Origin of the sequence: Virgibacillus indicus (genome assembly GCF_002266285.1) — a bacterium.
GTDB classification, from domain to species: domain Bacteria; phylum Bacillota; class Bacilli; order Bacillales; family Amphibacillaceae; genus Virgibacillus_K; species Virgibacillus_K indicus.
Window position 1 is genome coordinate 1 of sequence record NZ_NPMS01000030.1, and the last position, 523, is coordinate 523.

Annotated in this window: 2 tRNA genes and 1 rRNA gene; all 3 read right to left on the minus strand. The window is 48.2% G+C overall.

Annotated features, from left to right (window positions below):
* Positions 1 to 127 precede the first annotated feature (127 nt).
* Positions 128 to 200: transfer RNA gene (locus tag CIL03_RS19335), tRNA-Ala, on the minus strand.
* 13 nt (positions 201 to 213) lie between these two features.
* Positions 214 to 290 (minus strand) — tRNA-Ile (locus tag CIL03_RS19340).
* A gap of 115 nt (positions 291 to 405) precedes the next feature.
* Positions 406 to 523, minus strand: a 16S ribosomal RNA gene (locus CIL03_RS19345); the annotation flags it as partial.

Sequence of the window (523 nt, forward strand, 5' to 3'; positions counted from 1 at the left end):
GTGCCAAGGCATCCACCGTGCGCCCTTATTCACTTAACTAAATTACAATGAATAAGCTATTTTAAAAATTTAAATCGCTTTTGGTTTGATGTCGTTGTTACTCTTATTTAGTTTTCAAGGTACAAAATGGAGCCTAGCGGGATCGAACCGCTGACCTCCTGCGTGCAAGGCAGGCGCTCTCCCAGCTGAGCTAAGGCCCCGTGTATTTATAGATGGTGGGCCTGAGTGGACTCGAACCACCGACCTCACGCTTATCAGGCGTGCGCTCTAACCAGCTGAGCTACAGGCCCATCTATAATAAGTATGAAATTGAGAAATTAATCCCTCAAAACTGAACCAAACAACACAGTATGTCCTTACCGAGAGATCCTGCGAGAGGATCTCTGGCGTTCCTTTTATCCTTAGAAAGGAGGTGATCCAGCCGCACCTTCCGATACGGCTACCTTGTTACGACTTCACCCCAATCATTGGTCCCACCTTCGGCGGCTGGCTCCAAAAGGTTACCTCACCGACTTCGGGTGTT